The 17520-nt window shown below is 71.6% G+C and carries 18 protein-coding genes; 13 read left to right on the plus strand and 5 right to left on the minus strand.

Annotated elements, in window-relative coordinates; genetic code table 11:
- The first annotated feature begins 13 nt into the window (after positions 1–13).
- The 8 genes from HD601_RS07530 (at position 14) to HD601_RS07565 (ending at position 7182) form a co-directional block, all read left to right on the plus strand.
- A complete protein-coding gene (locus HD601_RS07530) occupies positions 14–1117 on the plus strand; it encodes a mandelate racemase/muconate lactonizing enzyme family protein (protein ID WP_184820672.1) in 1104 nt (367 codons plus the stop codon).
- Positions 1114–2379 carry a Gfo/Idh/MocA family protein gene (locus tag HD601_RS07535; protein ID WP_184820673.1) on the plus strand — a complete coding sequence of 422 codons (1266 nt, stop codon included), beginning with the start codon at positions 1114–1116 and terminating at the stop codon, positions 2377–2379. The genes HD601_RS07530 and HD601_RS07535 overlap by 4 nt, the downstream gene beginning before the upstream one ends.
- Positions 2376–2900: a VOC family protein gene (locus HD601_RS07540; protein WP_184820675.1), complete on the plus strand. Its 525-nt coding sequence runs from the start codon at positions 2376–2378 to the stop codon at positions 2898–2900. The genes HD601_RS07535 and HD601_RS07540 overlap by 4 nt, the downstream gene beginning before the upstream one ends.
- Positions 2897–4021: an enolase C-terminal domain-like protein gene (locus tag HD601_RS07545; protein WP_184820677.1), complete on the plus strand. Its 1125-nt coding sequence runs from the start codon at positions 2897–2899 to the stop codon at positions 4019–4021. Before HD601_RS07540 ends, HD601_RS07545 begins: the two co-directional genes overlap by 4 nt.
- A 10-nt stretch (positions 4022–4031) precedes the next feature.
- A complete protein-coding gene (locus HD601_RS07550; protein WP_184820679.1) occupies positions 4032–4895 on the plus strand; it encodes an amidohydrolase family protein in 864 nt (287 codons plus the stop codon).
- Positions 4892–5983 carry an NAD(P)-dependent oxidoreductase gene (locus HD601_RS07555; protein WP_184820681.1) on the plus strand — a complete coding sequence of 364 codons (1092 nt, stop codon included), beginning with the start codon at positions 4892–4894 and terminating at the stop codon, positions 5981–5983. Before HD601_RS07550 ends, HD601_RS07555 begins: the two co-directional genes overlap by 4 nt.
- Complete coding sequence (locus HD601_RS07560) at positions 5980–6759, plus strand: SDR family NAD(P)-dependent oxidoreductase (protein WP_184820683.1); 780 nt, start codon at positions 5980–5982, stop codon at positions 6757–6759. The genes HD601_RS07555 and HD601_RS07560 overlap by 4 nt, the downstream gene beginning before the upstream one ends.
- Positions 6760–6969: 210 nt before the next feature.
- On the plus strand, positions 6970–7182 hold the full coding sequence (locus HD601_RS07565) for a hypothetical protein (RefSeq protein ID WP_184820685.1): 213 nt from the start codon (positions 6970–6972) through the stop codon (positions 7180–7182).
- 14 nt (positions 7183–7196) lie between these two features.
- On the opposite strand, the gene HD601_RS07570 is transcribed toward HD601_RS07565, so the two are convergent.
- From HD601_RS07570 to HD601_RS07585, 4 genes are read right to left on the minus strand one after another with little or no spacing between them, the layout of a single operon-like run.
- Positions 7197–8291: a mandelate racemase/muconate lactonizing enzyme family protein gene (locus HD601_RS07570; protein WP_184820687.1), complete on the minus strand. Its 1095-nt coding sequence runs from the start codon at positions 8289–8291 to the stop codon at positions 7197–7199.
- Positions 8292–8307: 16 nt separating this feature from the next.
- Positions 8308–9714 (minus strand): aldehyde dehydrogenase family protein, encoded by a 1407-nt coding sequence (locus tag HD601_RS07575; RefSeq protein WP_184820689.1) that lies wholly within the window; start codon positions 9712–9714, stop codon positions 8308–8310.
- 9 nt (positions 9715–9723) lie between these two features.
- Positions 9724–10017 carry a putative quinol monooxygenase gene (locus tag HD601_RS07580; RefSeq protein ID WP_184820691.1) on the minus strand — a complete coding sequence of 98 codons (294 nt, stop codon included), beginning with the start codon at positions 10015–10017 and terminating at the stop codon, positions 9724–9726.
- A 1-nt stretch (position 10018) separates the two neighbouring features.
- On the minus strand, positions 10019–10855 hold the full coding sequence (locus HD601_RS07585) for a fumarylacetoacetate hydrolase family protein (protein ID WP_221440672.1): 837 nt from the start codon (positions 10853–10855) through the stop codon (positions 10019–10021).
- Between the two features lie 170 nt (positions 10856–11025).
- On the opposite strand from HD601_RS07585, the gene HD601_RS07590 reads away from it, so the two are divergent.
- The 5 genes from HD601_RS07590 (at position 11026) to HD601_RS07610 (ending at position 15988) form a co-directional block, all read left to right on the plus strand.
- Entirely contained in the window at positions 11026–11943 is a 918-nt protein-coding gene (locus HD601_RS07590; RefSeq protein ID WP_184820695.1) for an MBL fold metallo-hydrolase, read from the plus strand.
- On the plus strand, positions 11931–12578 hold the full coding sequence (locus tag HD601_RS07595) for an FCD domain-containing protein (RefSeq protein WP_184820697.1): 648 nt from the start codon (positions 11931–11933) through the stop codon (positions 12576–12578). Before HD601_RS07590 ends, HD601_RS07595 begins: the two co-directional genes overlap by 13 nt.
- Before the next feature lie 94 nt (positions 12579–12672).
- A complete protein-coding gene (gene aceB / locus HD601_RS07600; protein ID WP_184820699.1) occupies positions 12673–14268 on the plus strand; it encodes a malate synthase A in 1596 nt (531 codons plus the stop codon).
- A gap of 299 nt (positions 14269–14567) precedes the next feature.
- Entirely contained in the window at positions 14568–15215 is a 648-nt protein-coding gene (locus tag HD601_RS07605) for a type IV toxin-antitoxin system AbiEi family antitoxin (protein ID WP_221440674.1), read from the plus strand.
- On the plus strand, positions 15212–15988 hold the full coding sequence (locus HD601_RS07610; RefSeq protein ID WP_184820703.1) for a nucleotidyl transferase AbiEii/AbiGii toxin family protein: 777 nt from the start codon (positions 15212–15214) through the stop codon (positions 15986–15988). The genes HD601_RS07605 and HD601_RS07610 overlap by 4 nt, the downstream gene beginning before the upstream one ends.
- A gap of 64 nt (positions 15989–16052) precedes the next feature.
- On the opposite strand, the gene HD601_RS07615 is transcribed toward HD601_RS07610, so the two are convergent.
- On the minus strand, positions 16053–17441 hold the full coding sequence (locus HD601_RS07615; protein ID WP_184820705.1) for an NAD-dependent malic enzyme: 1389 nt from the start codon (positions 17439–17441) through the stop codon (positions 16053–16055).
- Positions 17442–17520: the final 79 nt, after the last annotated feature.

The raw sequence follows: 17520 nt of genomic DNA on the forward strand, positions 1-17520 counted from the left end.
GGAGTGGCATCTCTTGACCATCACCGGCGTCCGCGTCGCCGCCTACGAGGCTCCGTACGACACACCGATCACCAACGGCCTGTACACCTACACGTCCACGGAGATCGTGACCTGCGAGGTGCGCATCGACTCCGGGCTGGTCGGCCTCGGCTGGTGCCACGGCGGGAGCATCGTCTTCCACGCGATGACGGCGATCGCCCGGCGGATCCTGGGGCAGGACGAGACCGACACCGAGAAGCTCTGGCGGGTCATGTACCAGCCGAAGCTGTTCGGCCGGAAGGGGCTCACGACGCGGGCCATCAGCGCCCTCGACATCGCGCTGTGGGACGCGCTGGGCAAGCGGGCGGACCTCCCGCTGTACAAGCTGCTCGGCGGGTTCCGCGACACCGTGCCGGCGTACATGGCCGGCGGCTACTACCGCGAGGGCGAGGGGCTGGCCGAGCTGCAGGCCGAGATGGCGCGGCAGGTGGCCGGCGGCGCCCGCGCCATCAAGATGAAGATCGGCGCGGTGCCGGTCGACGAGGACGTCGTGCGCATCGACGCCGCGCTCGAGGCGGCCGGGCCGGGCGTGCGGATCCTGGTCGACGCCAACAACGCCTACGACCGCATCGACGCGCAGCGGATGATCCGCAAGCTCGAGGAGCGCGACATCTTCTGGTTCGAGGAGCCGCTGAGCCCCGACGACCTCGAGGGCGCCGCCGCGCTGGCCCGAGGCAGCGACCTGCCGGTGGCGCTGGGCGAGAACGAGTACACCCGGTTCGGCTTCAAGGACGTGCTGGACGCCGGGGCCGCCGACGTGCTCAACGCCGACGCGCAGATCCTGGGCGGCATCACCGAGTGGCGCAAGTGCGCGACCCTCGCCGAGACCCACCAGATCCCCGTCGCGCCGCACGGCGACCAGGAGATCCACGTGCACCTGGTCGCATCGCAGCCGAACGGGCTCATCGTGGAGTACTACGACAACGCGTTGAACACGCTGAAGGAGGTCATGTTCGAGCAGCGGCTCGAGCTGGACGCCGAGGGCCGGCTCTCGCCCCCGGACCGGCCGGGCCTCGGCTTCGACGTGGACTTCGCCGCGATGAAGGGCTTCCTGCAGGCCGAGGAGGAGGTGCGATGACCTCGGACCGGGTGGCGCTGTGCCTGGTCGGCTGCGGCGGCATGGGCAGCCGGCACATCCTGGGCCTGGCCGCGCTGCAGCGCACCGGGCTGTCCACCGTCGACCTCGTCGCCGTCTGCGACCTCGACGAGACCGCCGCACAGCGCGCCGCCGGCGAGGCCGAGGAGCTGCTCGGCCGCCGGCCCAAGGTGCACCTGTCCATCGCCGACGCCGTCGCCGACCCGGACATCGCCGCGTTCGACGTCGTCACCGAGGCCAGCAGCCACCTCGCCGTCACGCTGCCGGCGCTGCGGGCCGGCAAGCACGTGCTGAGCGAGAAGCCGCTGGGCATCACCGTCCGGTCCTGCCTGGCCATGGTCGAGGCGGCCGCGGCGTCGGGCGCCGTCCTGGCAACGGCGGAGAACTACCGCCGCGACCCACCGAACCGGCTGGTGCGCGCCGTCCTCGACGCCGGGCTGCTGGGCGAGGTCTTCCTGGCCCAGGAGACCCGGCTGGGCGGCAGCGACCTCATCATCACCACGCCGTGGCGGCACCTCAAGGACCGCGGCGCCATCGGCCTCGACATGGGCGTGCACCTGACCGACGTGTTCCAGTACTACTTCGGGCCCATCGCGAGCGTCTACGGCGACGGCTTCATCGCCGAGCCCGTACGGCGCCGCCGGCCGTCGCCGTCGCGCGACCTCCCCGCCTACCGCGCCGCCTGGGAGAAGCTGCCCGAGCAGGTCACCGCGACCGGCGAGGACTCCGTCGTCGCGCTGTACCGCATGGAGTCCGGCGTGCGCGTGCAGCTGTCCTACGTGAACTCGGGGCTCGGCAAGCGCTACCTGTCGCGCAGCATCCACGGGCGGCTCGGGTCGCTGGAGATCTCGAAGGACCGCAGCGGCCGCGGCCCGGTCCTGCACCGCGACGGCGCCACGCTGACCGGGCGCGAGATCCTGGCCGAGCTGCCGGACTTCGCGCTCGACGACGTCACGTCCGCGCTGTTCGGGGCCGACGGCGTCGAGTACGACCTGCCGGCGGGCGAGGCCGACGCGGGCGGCCTGGCCATCGAGCTGCACGACTTCGGCCGCGCCGTGCTCACCGGCACCCCGCCCGAGGTCGACGGCGAGGGCGGCACCACCGCCGTCGCCGGCCTGCTGGGCGCCTACGAGAGCGGCCTGCTCGGGCGGCCGGTCACCATGAAGGAACTGCTGGACGCGACGGTGTCGGCCTACCAGGACCCCGTCGACGCGCAGCTCGGCCTGACGGAGGTGGCCCGATGATCCCGGGACTGGACGTGCCGACCATCGCCGGTCCGATCAAGCAGGTGGCGCTCGTGGTCCGCGACCTCGACGCCTCGGTGCGCGCGTGGACCGAGCAGCTGGGTGTCGGCCCGTGGACGGCGTACGAGCTCGGCCCGGGCGTCCTGAAGGACATGACCTACCTGGGCGAGCCGGCCGAGTTCAGCATCCGGCACGCGCTGGCCTGGACCGACACCGTCCAGTTCGAGCTCGTGCAGCCGCTGTCCGGGCCGAGCATCTGGGCCGACCACCTGGCCGAGCACGGCGAGGGCCTGCACCACCTCGGCGTCTACGTCGACGACCACGCCGCCGCCGTCGAGCGCGTCCTGGCCGCCGGCTACCGGCCGCTGCAGAGCGCCCGCGGCTTCGGTGCCACCGGCGACGGCGCGTTCGCCTACTTCGACACCGACCACCCGCTGGCCGCCGTCCTGGAGCTGATCGAGGCACCGTCCGTGCGCCGCGAGCCGGCCTTCGTCTACCCCGTGAAGGAGACCACCTCGTGAAGATCGAGGACATCGAGACGTTCACCGCGCACGACTGGCTGTTCGTCCGCGTCCACACCGACACCGGGCTGACCGGCGTCGGCGAGTCCACGTTCTTCATGTGGCCCGAGTCGGTCGAGGTCATCGTGAAGTCGTTCGCCGAGCGGCTGCGCGGCGAGGACCCGATGCGGGTCGAGCACCACTGGCTCGACCTCTACCGCGGCCGGTCCATGCGTGGCATGGAGGTCACCAGCGCGCTCAGCGCCATCGACCAGGCGCTCTGGGACATCCGCGGCAAGCACCTGCAGGCGCCGGTGTGGGAGCTGCTCGGCGGCCGGGTCCGCGACCGCGTCCGGGCCATGCTGGTGCTGCGCTACGGCACCGTCGACGAGGTCAACGCGGCTGCCGCCGCCGGGGTCGCCGAGGGGTACACCGCGCTCAAGGTGCTGCTGTTCCAGCCCGAGCACCACACCATGCCGCACGCCGCGCGCATCGCCGACCTCGTCGAGCGCGCGCACGCCGTCCGCGACACCGTCGGGCCCGAGGTCGACCTCGGCTTCGAGCTGCACCGCAACATGTCGCCGGGCGAGGCGATCGCGCTGATCCGCGAGCTCGAGGACACCCGGCCGCTGTTCGTCGAGGACCCGGTGCCGCCGGACAGCGTCCTGTCCTTCGGCGAGGTGTCGGCGAAGTCGCGGGTACCCATGGCGGCCGGCGAGCGCAACACCACCATCTGGGAGTTCCGCGAGTACATCGAGGCCGCGGGCGTGCACCACGTGCGCCCCGACATCGGCATCGCCGGCGGGTTCACGCACCTGCGCAAGATCTGCGCGCTGGCCGAGGCGCACCACGTCGGCGTCATCCCGCACGCCGTGCCGTCCGGGCCGGTGGCGACGGCGGCGCACGTGCAGCTCGGCGCCGCGACGCCCAACTACGAGGTGCAGGAGCACCGCGACCAGACGGTGGCGCCGTGGTCGGCGGTCGTGAACCAGGTGGCGCAGATCGTCGACGGCTACTTCGTCGTCCCCGAGGTGCCCGGTCTCGGCATCGAGCTCGACGACGCCGGCCTGGCCGCGACCCCGACGTTCCCGCGCAAGCCCAAGACGCCCCGGCGGCCCGATGGCTCCGTCGCCTACCGCTGAGGGCGGGGCGGTGCCGCCGTCCGAGGTCGTCGACGCGCACGCGCACGCCTGGCCGCGCTGGCCGTACCAGCCGCCGGTGCCCGACGACGCCACCCGCGGCAGCGTCGAGCACCTGCTGTTCGAGATGGACCAGAACGGGGTCGGCCGCGCGCTGGTCGTGGCGGCCGGCATCGACCGCAACACCGACAACAACGCGTACGTGGCGGCGGCGGTGCGGCGGTTTCCCGACCGCTTGGTGCACGCCGCCGACGTCGACTGCCGGTGGACGCCGGACTACCACCGGCCGGGCGCGGCGGACCGGCTGCGCGAGGCGGTCTCGCGGTACGGCGTGCGGGTGGTGACGCACTACCTGGCCAAGGAGAACGACGGCTGGCTGGTCGGCGACGAGGGCCGGGCGTTCTTCCGCACGGCGGCGTCGCTGGGGCTGGTGCTGAGCCTCGCCGCGGCGCCGCCCTGGCACGAGGATCTGCGGGTGGTGGCGCGCGAGAACCCGGCGCTGCCGATCGTCGTGCACCACCTGGGCAACGTCCTCAACTGGCCGGGCGGGGCCGACGAGGGGCTCCGGCTGGTGCTGCCCGGGCGCGACCTGCCGAACCTGTTCGTCAAGGTGTCCGGCTGGTACTACGCCTCGTCCGAGCCGTGGGAGTATCCGCACGCCGCCCGGCTCGACGTCGCCCGCGCCTTCCACGACGAGTGGGGGCCGCACCGGCTGGTGTGGGCGTCGGACCACCCGGTGCACCGGCGGGCGCTGACCTACCGGCAGACGCTGGAGATCGTGCGGCGGCACTGCACGTTCATCGACCCCGCCGACCTGCCGGGCGTGCTCGGCGGCAACCTGGCGGCGCTGCTGCCGGCGAGGAGCTCTGTGGCATGACCGAGACGTTGTCCGCCGACGGCGGCCCCGGTGCGCTGCGGGTCGGGATCGCCTGCAACCGGCGCACGCGCGACCTCACGGTGACGCCGTCGTCGCTGGAGAAGCTGCGCGGAGTGGCCGATGTCGTCTGGGCCGACTTCGAGGACGACTCCAAGGGGTACACCGACCCGCCGCCGTACGATGCCGCTGCCGAGAAGCGGCTGGCCTCGTTCGCGGCGGATCTGGACGGCCTGGTCATCTCGAAGGGCTGCCCCAAGGTGACGCCGTCGGTGCTCGACGCTGCGCCACGGCTGAAGCTCGTCGGCGACCTGCAGGGCGACCGGTTCGGCCGGCGCGTCGACGTCGCGGCCGCCCGTTCCCGCGGCGTGCGGGCGGTCGACACCACGCACGGCTCGTCCGACCCCGTCGCCGAGTGGGCGCTCGGGCTGATCCTCAACGGGCTGCGCAACGCCGGATCGCTGTTCCGGCGGATGATCGCGGGCGAGGTGCTGTTCACCGACCGCATGGAGCTGCGCGCCGACCCCGCCTACCTGCGCGGCGAGCTGACCGGCAAGACCGTCGGGCTGGTGGCATTCGGGCACATCGGGCGACGGCTGGTCGAGCTGCTGGCGCCGTTCCGGGTGAACGTGCTGGTGCACGACCCGTACGCGCCGCGGGTGCTGGCCGACGTCTACGACCTCACGATGACCAGCCTGTCGCGGCTCTTCGAGCTGTCCGACGTGGTGGTCGTGCTCGCGCCGCTGACGTCGCAGACCCGCGGGATGATCGGGGCCGCTGAGCTGGGCGCCCTGAAGCCGGGCGCGGTGTTCGTCAATGTGTCGCGCGGCCCGGTCGTGTCCTCTGATGCGCTGCTCGAGCGGTTGCGGCGGGGCGACGTCGTCGGCTGCCTCGACGTGTTCGACCCGGAGCCCATTCCGGCCGACTCCGAACTGCGGACCCTGCCGAACGTCTTCCTCACCCCGCACATCGCCGGCGTGACGGCCGAGTGCGGGCCGCGCTTCTTCGACCTCATGGTCGACGAGCTGCTGCGCTGCTTCGCCGGCCACGAGACCCGCCACGACCTCGTGCCCCGCGAGGACCTCGGTTGACCGGTGGGGCCGCCGGCCGGTTCGCCGGGCGGACCGTCGTCGTCACCGGGGCCGGGACGGGGCTCGGCGCGGCCATCGCGGTCCGGGCGGCCGCCGAGGGCGCCCGGGTCGGCGTGCACTACCGGCGGTCGTCGGCCGGCGCAGCGTCGACCGTACGGCGCATCTCGGATGCGGGCGGCTCGGCGGTGCTGCTGAAGGCGGACATCGCCCGCTGGGACGAGGTGACGGCGCTCGCGTCGGCCGCGTGGTCTGCGCTCGGGCGGGTGGACGTCCTGGTCAACAACGCCGGGACGCCCATCCCGGAGCAGCGCTCGTGGACCGAGCTGACGCCGTCGTCGCTGGACCGCGTCATCGACACCGACCTCAAGGGCACGCTGATCTGCGTGCACGAGTTCGGCCGGCGCATGGTCGACCAGGGCGGCGGCGCGATCGTCAACGTCGGGTCGGCGGTCGTGGTGCGGGGCAGCGCCCGGGCACCGCAGTACGCGGCGGCGAAGGCCGGGCTGCTGGGCGTCACGAAGTCCTACGCGCACGCGCTGGCCCCGTCGGTCCGCGTCAACCTGTTCGCGCCCGGCTTCGTCGCCACCCCGTCGACGCTGTCGCGCCCGGAATGGGCCGAGCGCGAGCCGACGCTGCTCGCGTCGACCCCGTTGGAGCGGGTGGCGACGGCGGAGGAGATGGCGGGGCTGGCGCTCTTCCTCGCCTCCGACGACGCCGCCCATCTGACCGGGACCTTCCTGGCGGCGGACGGCGGACTGAGCATGCTCGGCACCTGACGGCGGCAACTGTCCGACGCGCCTCGATCGCCACGCCGCCCGCGTTGATCTTGGAGAAACCGGGCCATCAATCGCCCGACATATCGCCCTTCAATTCCGCGCTTACTCCAAGATCAACGAGGATTCGTGCGGCGAGAAGTGTCCGCCGCCCCTCCTACAGTGCGACCACGCCGCGCATCGAGGCGTGGCGCCGCAGGCAGGGGGCTCGCCATGCAGCACAACATCATCATCATGCGCAACGCCATCGACCTGGCGAAGAGCGTTGCCGCGCGAGGCGACCTCAGCAAGCGCCGGCCGGTCCACGTCGAAACCCTCAGCAATGCGCAGGCCCTGCGCAGTCTGCAGGTCCAGGTCACCCAGCTGACCGATGCCCTCTCCGCCGCCGTCGCCGAACTGGAGGATCTGCGCCGCCTGAGCAGGTAGCGGTCCGGGAGGGGTCAGGCGATGCGGTGCGGCTCCAGGGCGTCCTCGTCGGGGTCGAGGCCGGCGCCGGGGACCTCGGGGACGGTGACGGTGCCGTCGGCGTTGAGCTCCGGCGTGTGCCGGTACACACGACCCGCCATGGCGTTGACCTCCTTCGGGTAGAACTCGAGGAGCGGCGCGTTCGGGATCGCGGCCAGCAGGTGCAGGTGCGCCTGCTGGTCGCCGTGGGGGCAGATGTCCAGCCCGTGCGCCTGCGCCATCGCGGCCACCTTCATGAACTCCGTGACGCCGCCCATGTAGCGGACGTCGGGGTTGAGGATGGCGACGGCCTGGGTGGCGATGAGGTCGCGGAACCCGTGCTTGGTGTACTCGTTCTCGCCGGTCGCGAGCGGGATCGTCGTGTGGGCGGCGATCTTGCGGAAGCCCTCGTAGTCGTCGGGCTGGACGGCCTCCTCGAACCAGTACGGCTCGTACGGCTCGGCCCGCCGCGCGAGCTGGATGGCCTCGTAATAGCGGTACGCGCAGTTCGCGTCGAGGAGGAGCTTGACGTCGGGACCGACCGCTTCGCGGGCGGCGGCGATGCGGGTGACGTCCTCGTGGATGGGGACGGCGCCGATCTTCATCTTCACGGCGCGGGCACCCAGCGCGACGTACGACGACAGCTCGTCCTGCAGCCCGCCGACGCCCTTGCCCTCGGTGTAGTAGCCGCCGGCGATGTAGATCGGGATGTCCTTGCGGTACCCGCCGAGCAGCGCGTACAGCGGCAGCCCGGCGACCTTCGCCTTGATGTCCCACAGCGCGATGTCGATGGACGACAGCGCCCGGGTCTCGTTGCCGCGCCGGCCGGAGAGCTTCGGGCTCCACAGGTCGGCCCAGATGCGCTCGGTCATGAGGGCGTCGCGGCCGGGCAGCTGCGCCAGGAACGACGCCCGCAACTCGTTCTCGCCGGCGCGCGGCCGCCCGACGCCGTAGCCGGTGACGCCGGCGTCGGTCTCGACCTTGACGACGGTCATCTCCGACGTGGTGTACGTGTGCAGCCCGTTGGTGATCGGGACCTCGCGCTTCCACTCGTAGTCGGCGGTCGAGACGCGCGTGATGGTGACGCTCATCGGTCCTCCTCGGTGCTCAGGCGCCGGCGGTGCCGACGACGATGCTGCGCAGGTTGGTGAACTCGCGGGCACCCGCCACGCCGAGCTCGCGGCCGTAGCCGCTCCGCTTCACGCCGCCGAACGGCATGCGGCTGTCCGAGGCGACGACGGCGTTGACGAACAGCGCGCCTGACGTGAGGCGCGCGCCCACCCGCAGCGCCCGCTCGGTGTCGCGCGACCACACGCTGGCGGCCAGCCCGTACCTCGTCCGGTTGGCCACCTCGACGGCGGCGTCGTCATCGGCGACGGCGACGACGGCGGCCACGGGGCCGAACGTCTCCTCCGTCATGACCGGCATCGACGGGGTCACGCCGGCCAGGACGGTGGGCGCGTACCAGCAGCCCGGCCCGTCCATGGGCGCCCCGCCCACCAGCACCCGGGCGCCGTCGGCCACGGAGCGGCGGACCTGGGCGTCCAGGGTGTCGACGAGGTCGGCCCGGGCGAGCGGCCCGATCTGCGTCGCCGGGTCGGCGGGGTCGCCGACCACCAGCGCCGCGGTGGCCGCGGCGAGCGCCGCCGCGAACTCCGCGGCCAGGCTCTCGTGCACGACGAACCGCTTCGCCGACAGGCAGCTCTGCCCGCCGTTGAGGTAGCGGGAGGCGACGGCCCGGGTCACGACGGTGTCGAGGTCGGCGTCGTCGAGCACGACGAACGGGTCGGACCCGCCCAGCTCGAGCACGCTCTTCTTGATCGCCGCTCCGGCCGCCGAGGCGACGGCGGAGCCGGCCCGTTCGCTGCCGGTGAGCGTGACGGCGGCGACGCGGTCGTCGGCGACCAGCTCGGCCACGACCGCCGGGACGTCGGACTCGGCCAGCACCAGCGCGCCGAACAGCCCCTGGGCCAGCCCGGCGTCGAGGAACAGCCGCTCCAGCGCGAGCGCGCAGCCCGTGACGTTGGGCGAGTGCTTCAGCAGGACGGCGTTGCCGGCCACCAGCGCCGGCGCCACGACCCGCAGCACCTGCCAGAACGGGAAGTTCCACGGCATGACGGCGAGCAGCACACCCAGCGGCTCGTACCGGGTCCAGGCCCGGGCGCCGGGACCGCCGACACCGTCGACGAACTCGTCGGCCAGCGCCGCCGGGCCGTGCTCGGCGTAGTAGTCGCAGGCGGTGGCACACTTGGCCACCTCGGCCATGGCCTCGCCGATGGGCTTGCCCATCTCGGCGACCGCCAGCTCGGCCAGGCTCTTCTGGTCGCGGCGCAGCGCCTCGCCGAGGGTGGCGACCATGCGGGCCCGGTCGTGGCGGTCGGCCCGGGCCCACTCGGCCTGCGCCCGGACGGCGCGATCCAGCAGGTCGTGCGCCGTCCGGGGATCCATGACGGGGTACGACGAGAGCTCCGTCCCCGTGGCGGGATCGACGGTCGTGAGGAAACCCTGGCTCATGGAGCCCACTCAGACGTCGATGGTCTCGTAGGTCTTGACCTCGCGGGCCTCGAGGTACTCGATGATGTAGCCGAACACGTGCTTCTGGAAGTGCTCCGACGCCTTGTGCGCCTCGTACCCGTCGGCGTCGGCGTACTGCTCGTACAGGAAGAACGTGGTGGGGTCGTCGGGCGACACCTGCGCCTGGTAGTACAGGCACGCGTCCTCGGCGCGGGACAGCGGCGTCATGGTCTCGATGACCTCGCGGACGCGGCCCTCCTCGCCGGGCTTGGCCTTCCAGACGGCGGCGACGACGAATGCCATGTCAGTCCTTTCGGATGGGGCGGGGGCCCACGCGGTTGCGCAGCACCCCCACCGGTTCGGCTTCCAGCTCGATCACGTCACCGGGCTCGAGCCGGCGATCGAGTTCCAGCCCGGAGCCGCCCTTGGCGGTTCCGGAACCCAGCAGCTCCCCCGGGCGCAGCGTCAGCTCTTCGGAGGCGTAGGCGATGAGGTCGGCGAAGGTGTAGCGCATGTTGGCGGTGGTGTCGCGGCCCCACTCCTCGCCGTTGATGCGCACCGTGAGCCAGGTGTTGCCGGGGTCGATCTCGTCGGGCGTGACGATGCAGGGGCCCAGCACGTTGGAGCCGTCCCAGTCCTTCGCCTTGCCCGGGCCCATGCCGACCGGCAGCTCGCTGCGCTGGGCGTCGCGCGCCGACATGTCGTTCCAGAGCGTGTACCCGAAGACGTGGTCCATCGCCGCGCCGGTCGTGATGTCCTTGCCCTGCCGGCCGATGATGACCGCCAGCTCGAGCTCGTGGTCCAGCTCGTCGGTGTACGCGGGCCAGGGGATCTCCTCCTCGGGCCCGATGACGGTGTCGGGCAGGCCCTTGTAGTAGGCCGGGACCTCGTACCACTCGCCGGGGATCTCGCGGCCGAGCCGGCCGAACGCGTTGATGAGGTGGCCCTCGAAGGCCAGGAAGTCGCGGATGGTGCGTGGTCGCAGCGGCGCCCTGAGCACGGCGTCGGGGACCCGGCGGGTGGTCCCGTGCGGCGCTCCGGCCTCGATGAACGCCACCATGTCGCCGTCGAACCCGAGGTCGACGACGTCGTCGCCGTCGAGGTATCCGACCCGGGTGGCGCCGTCGGCTGCGTACGTCACGTACCGAGTCATCCGCGCGGCCTCCCAACCATTGATTATCGATAATCAATCATTGCGAGCGGTTCTTTGTCAAGCACGAACGGTTGTGTCGACCAACCGTTGCGACCGGCCCGGATACCGCTTCCCCGCTACACTGTCGATAATCGATACCTGCCGTGGAGGACGATCCCGTGGAGACGGTGACGCCGAACGTCCGGACCGTGACCACGGTGCGCGGCTGCAACCCGAGCGTCGTCACCACCAGCGACGGCGTCGTGGTCATCGACACCCCGCAGCTGCCCACGCACGCCGTCCGGCTGCGCTCCGAGGCCGAGCGCGACGGCCCCGTCCGCTACGTCGTCAACACCGAGCACCACGTCGACCACGTCTTCGGCAACCACTGGTTCAAGGGCGCCGGCGAGTTGGTCAACCACCGCGAGATCGACCGGCTGTTCATGGCCGGCGGGCCGGAGCTCGAGCCGTTCGACTACGCCGCCTCGGCCGTCCCCATGGACGACCCCGGCGGCGCCGAGCTGCTGCCGTCGCGCGAGCAGTACTTCGCCGAGGCGCATCGCGCCACCGTCGTCTTCACCGGCGACCTCACGCTGACGGTCGGCCGGCACACCTTCCATCTGCTGCACACGCCCGGCCACACCCCCGGCCAGACGGCGGTCTACGTGCCGCAGGAGCGGGTGGTGTTCACCGGCGACACCGTCTTCTCCGAGTGCCAGACCTGGCTGATGAACTCCGACATCGACCAGTGGCTGACGGCGCTCGAGCGCATCGCCGCCCTCGACGTCGACCACGTGGTGCCCGGCCACGGACCCGTCACCACGCCGTCGTACCTCGACGTCCAGCGCAAGGTGCTGCTCGAGTGGGTCGACGCCGTCGCCGAGGCCGTCGCCCTGGGCTGGTCGCGCCCGGAGACGGTCGAGCGCGTGTCGTTCGCCGAGCGCTACCCCGTCGACGTCGGGCAGGGGTACATGATGCAGCACATCCAGACGCTCAACGCCGGCTCGCTGTGGGACAAGCTCGCGGGCCGGCCGGCGGCGGCCCCACCGGGCCGCGGCCATCCGCAGGAGCAGGAGGTCGACGCGTGGCAGCCCTGAACCGCACCGTACTGCGCGAGCAGATCAAGGAACTGATCATCGAGCGCATCCTCGACGGCACCTACCCTCCGGGGACCCGCATCATCGAGCTGCAGCTGGCCCAGGAGTTCGGCGTGAGCCAGGCGCCCATCCGCGAGGCCGTCCGCGACCTCGAGGCCATGCGCTTCATCGAGAGCGAGCCCTACCGCGGCGCCCGCGTGCGCGCCGTCACCGCCAAGGAGCTGGCCGAGATCTACCCGGTCCGCGCCGCGCTCGAGGAGGTGGCCGGGCGCGCCGCCGCCCCGCTCGTCACCGACGACCTCCTCGCCGGCCTCGAGACCGAGCTCACCGGCATGCGCGAGGCTGCCACCCGCAACGACGTCCACCAGCAGCTCGTCCACGACGCCCGGTTCCACGAGCTGATCCTCGAGGCGGCCGGCAACCAGACCCTGCTCGAGGTCTGGCGGTCGCTGCGCATCGAGGCGCGCACGCTGGTCAGCGTCATCACGTCCGACTTCGACCTCGGCGCCATCGCCGAGACGCACGTGCCGGTGCTCGAGGCACTGCGCCGCCGCGACCCCGAGCTGGCCGGCACCGAGATGCGCAGCCACATCGAACGGTTCGGCGCCGCCCTGCAGCTCAAGACCCAGAGCTGATTCGCTCACACTCGGTTGACCGTCGCTTCAGCGCGCCCGTATCCTGTTATTCGGATAGCAACTTCCGAATAGCGGAAATTGAGGAGTGCGCACCATGGCGGGTATCGAGGTCACCGGTCCTCTGCACGAACGGTTCGACGAGGTGCTGACCCCGACGTCGCTCAGCCTCATCGAACGGCTGCACCGCGAGCTCAACCCGCGCCGGCTCGAGCTGCTGCAGCGACGCGCCGAGCGCACGGCCGCCATCGCCGCGGGCGCCCAGCTCGACTTCCTTCCCGAGACAGCGGACGTCCGCGCCGACGACTCGTGGCGGGTCGCGCCGCCGGCGCCCGGCCTCGAGGACCGCCGGGTCGAGATCACCGGCCCCACCGACCGCAAGATGACCATCAACGCGCTCAACTCCGGCGCGAAGGTGTGGCTGGCCGACCAGGAGGACGCCAACACCCCGCTGTGGGAGAACGTCGTCGGCGGCCAGCTCAACCTTCTCGACGCCATCGAGGGGACCATCGAGTTCACCAACCCCGACGGCAAGCACTACGCGCTGCGTACCGACCAGCCGCTGGCCACGATCGTCGTCCGGCCGCGCGGCTGGCACCTGCCCGAGAAGCACATCCTCGTCGACGGCGAGCCGACGTCGGGCGGCCTCGTCGACTTCGCGCTGTACCTCGCGACCAGTGGTCAGAACCAACTCGACCGCGGCCAGGGCCCGTACTTCTACCTGCCGAAGATGGAGAGCCACCTCGAGGCGCGGCTCTGGAACGACGCGTTCGTCATCGGCCAGGAGGCGCTGGGCATCCCGCGCGGCACCATCCGCGCCACCGTCCTCATCGAGACCTACCCGGCCGCGTTCGAGATGGAGGAGATCCTCTACGAGCTGCGCGAGCACTCCGCGGGCCTCAACGCCGGCCGCTGGGACTACATGTTCAGCGTCATCAAGAACTTCCGCACCCGCGGCTCGGACTGGGTGCTGCCGGACCGCAACTCCGTCACCATGACGGTGCCGTTCATGCGCGCCTACACCGAACTGCTCGTGCGCACCTGCCACAAGCGCGGCGCGCACGCCATCGGCGGCATGGCGGCGTTCATCCCCAGCCGCGACCCCGAGATCAACGCGGCCGCGTTCGCGAAGGTCCAGGACGACAAGACGCGCGAGGCCGGCGACGGCTTCGACGGCTCCTGGGTGGCACACCCCGGCATGGTCGAGACCTGCCGCGACGCGTTCACCGCCGTCCTCGGCGACCGGCCGAACCAGATCGACCGCACCCGCGACGACGTCCAGGTGACGGCCGCGCAGCTGCTCGACGTCGCCTCGACGCCCGGTGAGGTCACCGAGGCCGGCCTGCGCGGCAACATCTCCGTCGGCGTCCAGTACCTCGCCGCCTGGCTGGGCGGCACCGGCGCCGTCGGCATCAACAACCTCATGGAGGACGCCGCCACCGCCGAGATCAGTCGCAGCCAGGTCTGGCAGTGGCGGCACAACGGGGTCAAGCTCGCCGACGGCCAGCAGGTCACCCGCGAGCTGGTCGAGCGGCTCATCGACGAGGAGTGCGCGGCCATCGAGCAGCGCGTCGGCGCCGACGCCTTCGGCGGCGTCCACTGGGCCGAGGCCCGGGCCACCTTCACCGACCTCTCCCTCGCCGACGACTACGTCGACTTCCTCACCCTGCCCGCCTACGAGCGCATGCCCTGACGAACGACACGGCTCACGCACACCGAACCCGCCGCCCGGCACAACCGGGCGGCGGGTCTCGTCTCGCCCGGGCCAGGCACACGGCGCCGTGATTGATATTGCAAAACGTCACGGAAAGCGTGACGATTGTCCATATGAACAACCGGGATGCCGACCGTGTGCGGGCACCGGAACTCGCCGACCGGCTGCTCTCCCTGGGCGTGGGAGCCGTGACGACCGCTGACGCAGCGGACCTGCTAGCCGTGCCGCCGGACCAGGTCCGGCGGCGGTTACACGCTCCGACGCGCCGAGGAGAATGGGTGACGCCGGCGCACGGGCTCTGGATCCCCGTGTCCCCGGAGTTCAGGACGTGGGGGGCGCCACCCGGCATCGAAATCGTCGACGTCCTCATGCGGCACCTGGATGTCGACTACTACGTGGGCTGGCTGTCCGCCGCCGAGCTCCACGGCGCTTCTCACCAGGCGCCGCAGGTCTTCCAGGTGGCCACTGGCCGGCATGTGCGATCACGTCGAATCGGGCGTTCCCGGTTCACCTTCCTGGAACGTGACTCAGTGCGAGACCGGCCGGTGGTGGAGCAGCAGACGCGGTCCGGTACCGCCCGGGTGGCGACGCCTGAGCTGACGGTGCTGGACATCGCGGCCGACCTCGATGCAGCCGGCGGAATCGACAACGCGGCCACCGTCATCGCCGAACTCGCCGACCAGAGCCGACTCGATGTCGAGGCCCTCGCCCAGGCGGCAGAACTGTTTGCGGCGACGGTGGGACGGCGCGCCGGGTGGTTCCTCGATCGCTTCGCGCCTGGGGTGGACCTCGAACCGCTGCGCGAGGCCGTGTACGCCAGGACGACTTCACCCTCGTTGCTCGACCCGACCGGCCCGCACGAGGGCGGGCTGGACACGCGGTGGCGCCTGCGCATCAACCGAGAGGTCGAAGAGGAGTCCTGGTGATCCCCCGCGACGCCATCACCTCGTGGTCCGTAGCCCATCCGTGGCCGACGACGGCGCAAGTCGAGCAGGATCTGCTGCTCTCCCGGGCGATCTGTGCGATCGCGACAGATACCTATCTCGGCGAGGAACTCGTCTTCCGCGGCGGGACCGCCTTTCACAAGCTCCATGTCGGCGCCGCGTACCGCTACAGCGAAGATCTCGACTATGTCCGGTCGAGCTCTGGCGGCATCCGTGAGATGACGCGCGCTCTCACCGACCTGGGCGAGACGCTTGGGTTCGAGGTCCGCACCCGAATCACGCAGCATCCGAAGGTGCTGTGGCGCACCACATCGACCGAGGGCACGCGGATCCGCATTAAGATCGAGGTCAACACCCATGAGCGATCCCCTGCCAGGCCGCACCACCGCCTCGTTCATCGGGTCGACTCGCCGTGGTGGACCGGTGAGGCCGAGGTCCTGACCTTCCACACCGCAGAGCTGGTGGCCACCAAGATCCGCGCCCTCTACCAGCGCTCGAAGGGACGCGATCTCTTCGACCTGTGGCTCGCGCTGGTGGAACTGGAGATCCCTGCGGACGAGATCCTCGACGCGTTCGCGCCGTACCGGCCGGACGGCCTCACCTCGGCCAAGGCCATCGCAAACCTGCGCGCCAAGCTCGCCGACCGCTCATTCCAGGTCGACCTCGAACCGCTGATGGTCCGCCGCCCAGACGGCTACGACCTCACCTCCGCGACCGAGCTGATCATCGACCGGCTCCTGATACGGCTCGACTGACGCGTTGCCCGACCGAGTCGCTGGTCTGGGCCGGCGGCCCAGACCAGCGAGCAGACTCGAGGCGTCAGGCGGTCGCGTGGGCCGCGTGCTTGACGGCGGCGGCGACGGCGGGAGCGACCTCGGGGTCGAAGACCGACGGGACGATGTAGCTGGCGTTGACCTGCTCGGGCCCGACGGCGTCGGCGATGGCCCGGGCCGCGGCGAGCATGGCGGCGTCGGTGATCTCGTGCGCGCCGGCGTCGAGCATGCCGCGGAAGAAGCCGGGGAACGCCAGCACGTTGTTGATCTGGTTCGGGAAGTCCGACCGGCCGGTGGCGACGACGGCGGCGTGCTCGCGCGCGGCGATGGGGTCGACCTCGGGGTCGGGGTTGGCCAGCGCGAACACGATCGCGTCCGACGCCATGGTCGCGATGTCGTCGCCGGTGAGCAGGTTCGGACCGGAGACGCCGATGAAGACGTCGGCGCCGGCCAGCACCTCCTTGAGCGTGCCGGTGACGCCGCGCGGGTTGGTGTTCTCGGCGATCCAGCGGCGGAACTCGTCGCGGCCCTCGCCGTTGGGGTGGACGGCGCCGCGGCGGTCGCAGGCGACGATGTCGGTGACGCCCTGGGCGGCCAGCAGCCGGATGATCGCGTGCCCGGCCGCGCCGACGCCGCTCACGACCACGCGGACGTCGTCGAGCGACTTCTTGACCACCCGCAGCGCGTTGTAGAGCGCCGCGAGCACCACGATGGCGGTGCCGTGCTGGTCGTCGTGGAAGACGGGGATGTCGAGCGCCTCGCGCAGCCGCGCCTCGATCTCGAAGCAGCGCGGCGCCGCGATGTCCTCGAGGTTGATGCCGCCGTACACCGGCGCGAGGGCCTTGACGATCGACACGATCTCGTCGCTGTCCTGGGTGTCGAGGCAGACCGGCCAGGCGTCGACGCCGGCGAACTGCTTGAACAGCGCCGCCTTGCCCTCCATGACCGGCAGCGCGGCGGCCGGGCCGATGTTGCCCAGCCCCAGCACGGCCGACCCGTCGGTGACGACGGCGACGGTGTTGCGCTTGATGGTGAGCCGGCGGGCGTCCTCGGGGTTCTCGGCGATGGCGAGGCAGACCCGGGCGACGCCGGGCGTGTACGCGCGGGAGAGGTCGTCGCGGTGCTTGAGCGGCACCTTGGGGTTCACCTCGAGCTTGCCGCCGAGGTGGATGAGGAACGTCCGGTCGCTCACCTTCCGGACGGTGACGCCGGCGACCTGCGCCAGCGCCTTGGTGATCGACTCGGCGTGGTCGGAGTCGACGGCGTCACAGGTGACGTCGACGACCAGCCGGTCGGCGAAGGACTCGACCACGTCGAGAGCGGTCAGCGCACCCCCGGCCGCGCTGACGGCGGCCGCCAGGCCACTGGTGGCCGTCGACGAGGACGGCGCCTCGACGCGGACCGTGATCGCGTATCCCGGGCTGGGTGTTGCCATGCGTCTTCTCCAAAGTTCGTATTGCGGAGGTTAGTATCTGCTGTGTGGAAAGCGGACAACGGGCCGCCGGCCGACGGCA

The sequence above is a fragment of the Jiangella mangrovi genome (assembly GCF_014204975.1).
Classification (GTDB): Bacteria; Actinomycetota; Actinomycetes; order Jiangellales; family Jiangellaceae; genus Jiangella; species Jiangella mangrovi.